Here is an 8697-nt window from a genome sequence, read left to right on the forward strand (position 1 = left end):
ACGGTTCTGTATGCTCACGACTTCTTTTCCAGCAGCGCCACGCACTCCAGATGCTCCGTGAGCGGAAAGTTATCAATCGGCACAAAGCGCTCGCAGTGGTAGTTCCAACGCTTTAAGAGCTGCAAGTCCCGCGCAAGGGTCTCCGGATTGCAGGAGACATAAACAATGCGCTTCGGCTTTACCTTGCAGGCGCTCTGCAAAAAGCGCTCGGTGCTGCCGCTCCGCGGCGGGTCCATAATCACGACATCGAGCTTCTCGCCGCTCTCCGCAACGCGCAACAGGAAATCGCTCGCATCGTCCGCGAAGAAGCGTATGTTCTCGATGCCGTTCCGCTTCGCATTCGCGATTGCATCCCGCACCGCTGCCTTGTTGAGTTCCACACCGATCACCTGTCCCGCGCTGCGGGAGGCCGCCATGCCTATGGTGCCCACACCGCAGTAGGCATCAAGCACCGTGTCGTTTGCAGTCAGATTCGCAAACGAGAGTGCGGTCTCGTAGAGTTTCTCCGTCATCTTCGCATTCACCTGGTAGAAGGAGGCCGGCGAGAGGCGGAAGGTAAGCCCCAAGAGTTCATCCTCGATGTAGCCTTTACCGTAGAGCACTTTGTCGCGCTCTCCGAGTATCATGCTGGTCTTCTGCGGGTTGATGTTCTGGATGACGGTCGTAATCTCCGGACACTGCTTTCTTAGCGCCCCCACAAAGTTCTTGCTCCCCGGAAATATGGGCGTTCCGGTTACAATCACCACCATGATCTGCCCTGTCGCCTCGGAGGTGCGCACCAGCACATGCCGCAGGGTCCCGATTCTTAAGTCCTCGTCATAGGCCTTCAAGCGGAAGGAGACCGCCAAATCGCGGATGATGTGGATGATGCGGTCCGCCGTTCGGTTCTGGATACGGCAGTGGTCGATCGAAACAACCCTGTGACTGTCCCGCTCGTACACACCGACCACAAGCTTCTTATTCTGAAAGCCGAAGCTCGCCGTCACCTTGTTCCGGTAGTGCAAAGGCTCCGCTGCCGCTACAATGGGCTCGACCTTACAAAACTTGCCGAGCAGTTTCTCTGCCTGTCTCTGCTTTTTCCTAAGCTGTTCTTCGTAGGGTAGGCCGCTAAAGGAACAGCCACCGCAGCGCTTCTCATGGGGACAGCGCGCTGTGTCGGAGACAGCGCGAAGCGGCGCAGCTGGTTTCGCTGCGCCGCTTTTTTTCAAAAGCGCCTTCTTTTCTAGATTACTGTGCCGCTCAGTGCTTTTTCTCGCGGCGGATTTTTCTTGTCTCATGAATGAGCCATTCTCTCTCTTCTTCCGGAAGCAGCGGCGCAATGGTCTTGCGAACGCGCTTCTGATACTTGTTAAAGCGGCGGATATCGTCCTTCGACATGACACTGAGATCCAGAGCATCCGGATCGAGCGGTGCCCAGGTCAGGTTCTCGAAGCAGTTGAAGCCCTCGTGTTCCGTATCCTTCACGCAAATCAGCATGTTCTCGATGCGGATGCCGTAAGCGCCGTCAATGTAGACACCCGGCTCGTCACTCGTCACCATGCCAGGCTGGAAGGTAACCTCTCTTCTGCGGTCCGGATGCGGCCACGGGCGAACCGAGACCGGAAGCTCGTGGACATTGTTCACGAAGCCGACGCCGTGGCCGGTACCGTGACCGTAGTCTCTGCCGAACTTCCACATTGCCTGACGCGCATAGGTATCAAGCAGCGGAGCGGTCGCATAGTACGGGAATACCGCAAACATGAGATTCAGCATACCGATGACAGCAAGCGTGTAGTCGCGGCTCTGCTCCGGCGTGATATCGCCGAGCGCAAGCGTTCTCGTGACATCCGTCGTGCCGTCCAGATAGTGTGCGCCGGAGTCCACAAGGAAAAGTCCCTCGGGCTTTACGACATCACTCTGCTCCTTAGAGGGCATGTAGTGTGCCATTGCCGCATTTGCCTGGTAAGCCGGGATGGTAGAGAAGCTCAGGGTCACATACTTCGGATCCGCTGCGCGGAACGAATTCAGCTTCTCGCCGAGATCGTACTCGGTGTAAGTATCCGCCTTGCCCTCCTTGATGGTCTTCTTCAGCCAGTAGAGGAAGCGGGTCAGATGCACACCGTCACGCACATGGCAATCGCGGAAGCCCTTGAGCTCGGTATCGTTCTTGATGATCTTCATCAGGGAGATCGGGCTCAGCTCGTCCACAATCGTGTTCTTGTCAACGACCGCATTGTAAACCGCGAAGTTCAGGTCACGGAGATCGGTCAAGACGCGCTCATCCTTTAATTTGCCGACAGCCGCAATAAAGTCGTCATAGGAGCCGACAGCAATGCCCTGCTCCTCAAGATGCTTCTTTGCCTCATCGGTAAGTGCGTTCTCCTGGCAGAAGAGCTTTGCGGAGCGCGCCTTCACCATCAGATAAGACAGGAAGACCGGGTTGCAGGCAATGTCGGAGCCGTGCAGGTTCGTGACCCAGGAAATCTCATCCAATCTGCCGGTCAGGAAGACTGTGCTGTCGAGCTTCTTCATAGCCTCCTGCACGCGATCAATCTTGCTCTTCGCCTCTTCGCCGGTGTACTTCAGCTCATGCACCCAGATCGGCCCATGGCTTCTCTCCGGGCGATCCTTCCAGATATCATCGACGAGGTCAAGGTCGGTGATCAGCTTGCCTTTCTTCTTCTCAACGAGTTCCTTCAACTCCTTGCCGGTCTTAGTTCCGAGCAGCGGCGCATAAAAAGCGAGCGTCCCGCCCTCCGGGAACTTCTCTTCGAGATAAGCGGTAATCGACGGGGTGCCCGGGACGCCCGCTTTCATGAGGCCGACGCCGCTGTCTTTCAATTCTATTTCCGCCTGCACAAAGAATCTGCTGTCGGTCCAGATGTATGCTTCTTTCTCCAGAACAACCAAGGTGCAGGAATCTCCGGTAAAACCGCTGATTTCACGCACGCTCTGATCGCGGGCACTGATGTCCTCACTGCCGTGTGCATCGGAATACGGCTGATAATAGACCGTGACTCCACGCTTCTTCATCGCCTCGCGAAACTGTTTCAGTTCTTCTCTCATATCGGCCTCCTTGTTTTTTCCCCGGGCACTCACACCAGCTGAAAGTGCTTACAGGCATTCCAAATACCGTCTTCGTCAATCGGGCTTGTGACATAGTCCGCAATGGCCTTCAGCTCCTCCTTCGCATTGCCCATCGCAATGCCGACACCGGCCTCTTCGAGCATCTCGCTGTCGTTAAAGGAATCGCCGAACGCATAGACATCGCGCATTTCCAAGCCGTAATACGCGCAGAGTTTCTTTAATCCCTCTGCCTTGCTGATGCCTTTTTCAATGATGTCCGCGCCGTAGTTCACGGAGAACATGCGAAGCTGTAAAGTCGGGAATGCCCGCTCCATGGCTCTCGCCTCTTCTTCCGTGCCGATAAAGTTGACCGTGCGTATCTTTTTGTCAAGGAGCGCCCACGCGTCCTTGAACTGTCGACCGCACTGCCCCCAGCGCTTCATCTCCGCTTCGCGGATGCGCTCGGGGTTTATGTAGTAGTCCTCATCTTCTATGGTGACACCGAAACCGATGCCGGTCTCCTCTGCGTAGTCCAGCATGCGCCGAAGAAGCGCGCGGTCAATGAAGTGCTCAAAGAGCACTTTGCCGTCGGCAACCACCTTGGCGCCGTTCTGCTCCACGCGGGCGTCCGCATTGACCAGATCCAGAAACGGGCGAGAGTAATGCGTTGACATATCTCTTCCTGTCGCAAGCACTACGAGCTGTCCCCGCTCCCGCAGTTCCCGCAGCGCTCTCCTTGCGCTCGCGGGAATCTCAAGCGCCTTGTGGTCATAGAGTGTCTTGTCAAAATCAAAGGCTACCATCTTTTTCATAGAAAAAAATCCTTTATCGCGCTGACACATGTGCAATTATACCATGTGTTCCCGCAAAAATACAGAGATGCGCCCGCGAACTTAGCTATCGCAAATAAAAATAACCGCACGGACATTGCGACTTGTAACAAAAAAACAGGAGATTTGGGAATCTCCTGTTTGATCCAACTCGGGGCGACAGGATTTGAACCTGCGACCTCACGGCCCCCAGCCGTGCGCTCTAGCCAAACTGAGCCACGCCCCGCAACACGCATTTTATTATAGCAGAGCGGGCTCAGAAAGCAAGTTGTTTTTGTTACGGGCGAAGCACCTGGTAATCCGGAACATCGTAGTACCCGGCCGGATCCGCGTCTTTGCCAAACCACACAAAGGCATAGTTGCCGTCGATGCCGACGCCCATGGTCTTTAAGCCAGACCACGCGCCCTGGGTTGTCATGACGGCGTTGTGACCCGCCGAGTGCTGCCATAGATTCAAAGCCTTCTCGGGTGTGAGGAGTCCGCTGGACCAGGCTGAATTCTCATAGCCGTTGCCCTGATAAGAAGTCAGCTCTCTCGGCTTACTCCACATGGCGGACGCATACATGTGATCATCGGTGTAAACCACAGGTGTCCAGTTGCCGTGCGAAGACCAGCTGTGCAGATTGCCTTGCACACCTCTCGCATCGACCTGATCTTTCGGGTTGTAAGCATTGGCGTCCGCCACATGCGTTCTTGCAACCGTAGTCAGCGATTTCGAGAACGATAATTTCTGCAGGCCGAGACTCTCGCGGTAGGCATTGATATCATAATAGAGCTTCGCCTCTTTCTCGGTAAGTCCCTGCGCCCGGAGGGCCGCAGTGACTCTCGTCTCTTCGCTTTCGGTCTGTGCCGCCGTAGCTGTATTTGCAGCGTTCTGGACGCCTGTGTTTGAATTCACCGCCGTATTCGAAGAATTTCCGCTTTCCTCTCCCTGCGTCGATGCCGTTACAGTCGTGCCTGTCGTACTTCCCCCGCCGGAACCGCCGCGTCTTCTGCCGCCGCTTCTGCTTCCACCGCCGCTTCTGCCGGTGCTTCGGCTTCCACCGCTGCTCGCCCGCCTCATAGGCTCTGCCTCTACAACCGGTTGGCGCAGCCCCTCGACCCATTTGCCGCTCGCATCCACATAGTAGCCGTCCGGCGTCCAAGTCCCCGCAAGCATCGCGCCGTCGGCGCCGACATAGTAGTTACCGATCCAGCGATTTTCTGCCATGTAGCCGATGGCATCAAAATAGTACCACTTGCCGTTGATGAGCCGCCACGCATTGGTCGGATAAGCGCCGTTTGCCTCCTCATACCACCAGCCGCGGTCGTTTCGCTTCCACTGCGCACCGTCAGCGAAGGCCGGGACAGCCAACGCCGCGGAAACTGCCGCCACGGAAAGCACACACACAAATCTCCTCCACACTTTCATAAGTACCTCCCTGAGAAACCACGATACAGTTTGCAATAGCTACAGTTTAGCATGTATCTTCTGATAAGTCTAAGAAATTATGGTTATTTTCGCATTTTCTCAACATACTGTTGTCGTGTGAAAAAAGAGCCGCTCTCCGGCAATGGGAGAACAGCTCTTTTCTGTTTGTTATCGTTTGTTCAAAGATGCATAAGCTCCAGCAGGAGGATCCATGCAAGACCGTAATAGGTCACGACACCGACCAAGTCGGTGATGGTCGTGATTAACGGACCGGAAGCCGCTGCCGGGTCTACATGAATATGCTTGAAGAAAATCGGGACAGCCGTGCCGACCAAACTCGAAATCAGCATTGCGACGACGAGGGAGATGCCGATACAGCCGGAAATTGCAAAGCCGTAGTGAATCGGCATGCCCTTGAAGAACGCGATGTAGACACCGACGCCGACAAAGGCGAGCACGCCGAGGACAGCACCGTTCAGTGTTCCGACATTGACCTCCTTGAGAATCAGCTTCAACTTTTGTTTCGGCGTGAGCTGATCGTCCATCAGGGCACGAATCGTGACAGCGAGCGACTGGGTACCGACATTTCCGGCCATGTCCAGAATCAGGGACTGGAAGGCCATGACAATCGTGAGGCGCGCCACCACGCCCTCGAAGAGACCCACTACGGTCGAGACGACCATGCCGAGGCCGAGGAGCAGGACAAGCCAAGGCAGACGCTTCTTGACACTCTGCTGCAGCGGCTCATTCAGATCTTCCTCCGCGGAGAGACCAGCCAGCTTTGCGTAGTCCTCTCCCATCTCATCGCCGACCACCTCTGCGATTTCCTGCGAGGTGATTGCGCCGAGGATGTGGTTGTCGGACGAAAGGACCGGAATACTCTCCTCGGAATAATCCCGGATAATCCAGATACAGTCCTCGATGCGCTCATCGGCGTAGACATACGGGAACTGTGTCATGATGATGTCCGAGAGTTCGGTGTCCCGGCGTGCAATGATTAAATCCTTTAAATTGATTGCACCGTAAAAGACACCCTGCGGATCCAGCACATAGAGCACCGAAATGTTGTCGTGCTCCTCTGCCTGCTCAACGAGAGACTTCATGCCCTCCCGCACGGTCATATTGCTGTAGAGCCAGACGAAGTTCGTCGTCATGCGGCTCGCGATTAAATCCTCATCGAAGGATGCGAGACTCTGCAGTCTGCTTCTCGACTCGGTATCCATGAGTTCGAGCCATTCTTTTTTCTTGACGGAGTCGGTCTCTTTCATGAGGTCGACCGCGACGTCCGGCTCCATCTTTGCGAGCACGCTGGCCGCGCGGTGCAGACTCATTTCTTCCAGGTACTTATCCGCCTCATCGCAGTGCTCCAGCACTTCCGCGAGATCCTCATCGCTCTCCAGGCGATAAAAGCGCTCTCTCTCTTCAATCGTAATCTGATCCAGCGCTGCCGCGAGATCGCCCGCATGATATTCGTCGAGCTCATCTCGCATAATTTTCGGTGATTTTCGCCCGCGGAGAATTTCCAGGATTTCCTGCTGAATTTCTTCACGGGTTTTCATGCCCTTATCTCCCATACTCTCTCCTCTCTGTTCTTCTAAGCTGCTGCGGCAGCTCGTTGACTGGTTGCACACTGACAGTCAAACCGGAGGCGCGGCGAACAGGAGAGAGCGGCAAAAAGCCTACCCCTACTTTTGAAACTTCAAAAGGTTTCCGGGATATTGCACGGGGCAAATTCCGGCGAACACCCTGTCCGCTGCGATCTTACTTCGCCCTCCACCATCACTGTCACTCATCCCGGTCACCTCCTCCTCTTCTATCGTTCGTTATAACTGTTACTCTTGTTAAGGCATACACTGAAACTATAACATTCCGGCTATTTCATTTCAAGAAAAAAGCTGCTTTGCCCTTTGGAAAAAACAATCCTTGAAGCGCCGCTTTTGCACGAGAAAAAGCCGTTTCCGCTGTATCTTTGCAGAAATTCTTATGATATGATACTTCCACGAACAAAAAGGGGGAACGTCTCATGGAACTCGAAAATAAACGTGCGGAACAGAAGGCGCTGCTCTCGCAGCTGCTCGGCGCAACCGTCGGCGCACTGATTTATGCTGCGGCGACAAACTGGTTTATTGTCCCGGCAAAACTGTACTCCGGCGGTCTCTTCGGTATGTGCCAGTTGATCCGCACCGGTCTGGTATCGCTTCTGCACCTGAACACCGGAAACTTTGATATCGCCGGTATCATCTACTACTGTGTCAACTTCCCGGTCCTTTTGATTTCGATGCGTGCCATCGGCAAAAAGTTCTTCTGGAAGACACTGTTCACGACCACTCTGATTTCTTTCTTCCTCTCCATCATCCCCGTGGTTCACGTCATGGATGACATGCTCTCGACCTGTATTGTGGGCGGCCTGGTCTCCGGTTTCGGTCTCGGCATCATGCTCCGTAACGGCGCTTCCGCCGGCGGCATGGATGTCATTGCGCTTCTGCTCATCAAGTGGAAAAAGGATTTTAGCGTCGCCAAGGTCGGCATTGGCGTCAATGTCGTGCTGTACGGCATCTGCCTCTTCCTCTTCAATGCCCAGATTGTCATCTACTCTCTGATCTGCACGGCAGTCTGCACGGTCGCAGAGGACAGAATGCACACCCAGAACATCAATGTTCTGGTCACGATTATCACGAAGAGCAAAGACACTTCGCTCGAAGAAGCGATTCTGAAGCAGCTCGGACGCGGTGTCACCACCTGGGGGGCGCATGGCGCTTACACGAATGAAGCGACCCGTGTTCTCTTCTGTGCCGTCTCGAAGTACGAAGTGCGCCAGCTGAAGACTGTGATTTACAGCATCGATCCGCAGGCTTTTGTCGTCATCAACGAGAAGGTCAGCATCGAAGGTCACTTTATCAAGCGACTGTAAGAGCCAATGTTTCAGAGGCCGTGCGCACGCGCGGCCTTTTTTTGGTCCATGCAAGCTCTGCCGGCATCCGCACGCAAAAAGGCGCTGTGCTTTCGCACAGCGCCTTTCTTCTTGCCTGTTTTTTCCTGCTAGTGCCGGTTCTCCCAGCTCTTCGGCTCTTTACCGCTCTTCTTTCTTCTTCGCGACTGCGAAGCCTGCGAGCAGCATACCGAGCGCAAGACCCGCGTAGTTCAGCGCGAGCGGCGCCTCACCGGTCTTCGGGAGACGGCGCTTTCTGCCCTGCAGCGCAGTGCCCTGCGCTGTGGTCGGCTTCTTGCCGCTGTTCTTCTCCGCAAACTTACTGTCGCCCTGCCGGTCCACGTTCTTCTGCGGGGTCGGCTCGGACTTGACAGGCTTGTTGTCGACTGTCGGCTCGGACGGCTTTGCGTTGTTCGTCGGAAGCGGTGCGACATTGTTCGGGCTGATGGTCGCGCGGTGTCCGCCGTTTCTGGTTCCGCCGC

At 55.2% G+C, this 8697-nt stretch carries 7 protein-coding genes and 1 tRNA gene; 1 reads left to right on the plus strand and 7 read right to left on the minus strand.

Translation table 11 applies throughout. The features are described from left to right. Positions 1-14 precede the first annotated feature (14 nt). From rlmD to mgtE, 6 genes are all read right to left on the minus strand, one after another. Entirely contained in the window at positions 15-1208 is a 1194-nt protein-coding gene (gene rlmD, locus ACO4XG_RS00535) for a 23S rRNA (uracil(1939)-C(5))-methyltransferase RlmD (RefSeq protein WP_308507790.1), read from the minus strand. 31 nt (positions 1209-1239) lie between these two features. Next, positions 1240-3045 carry an aminopeptidase P family N-terminal domain-containing protein gene (locus tag ACO4XG_RS00540; protein ID WP_308507789.1) on the minus strand — a complete coding sequence of 602 codons (1806 nt, stop codon included), beginning with the start codon at positions 3043-3045 and terminating at the stop codon, positions 1240-1242. Positions 3046-3074: 29 nt separating this feature from the next. After that, positions 3075-3857, minus strand: a complete 783-nt coding sequence (locus ACO4XG_RS00545; RefSeq protein WP_308507788.1) for a Cof-type HAD-IIB family hydrolase — start codon at positions 3855-3857, stop codon at positions 3075-3077. Positions 3858-4026: 169 nt separating this feature from the next. Further along, positions 4027-4101, minus strand: a tRNA-Pro gene (locus tag ACO4XG_RS00550). A 51-nt stretch (positions 4102-4152) separates the two neighbouring features. Continuing rightward, positions 4153-5286 (minus strand): CAP domain-containing protein, encoded by a 1134-nt coding sequence (locus ACO4XG_RS00555; RefSeq protein WP_308507787.1) that lies wholly within the window; start codon positions 5284-5286, stop codon positions 4153-4155. A gap of 179 nt (positions 5287-5465) precedes the next feature. Next, positions 5466-6860: a magnesium transporter gene (mgtE, locus tag ACO4XG_RS00560; protein ID WP_308507786.1), complete on the minus strand. Its 1395-nt coding sequence runs from the start codon at positions 6858-6860 to the stop codon at positions 5466-5468. Positions 6861-7309: 449 nt separating this feature from the next. On the opposite strand from mgtE, the gene ACO4XG_RS00565 reads away from it, so the two are divergent. Further along, on the plus strand, positions 7310-8197 hold the full coding sequence (locus tag ACO4XG_RS00565; protein WP_308507785.1) for a YitT family protein: 888 nt from the start codon (positions 7310-7312) through the stop codon (positions 8195-8197). 159 nt (positions 8198-8356) lie between these two features. Here the strand turns inward: ACO4XG_RS00565 and ACO4XG_RS00570 are convergent. After that, a partial coding sequence (locus ACO4XG_RS00570; RefSeq protein ID WP_308507784.1) for an LPXTG cell wall anchor domain-containing protein occupies positions 8357-8697 on the minus strand: 341 nt, incomplete at its 5' end.

The sequence above is a fragment of the Stomatobaculum sp. genome, assembly GCF_057248925.1.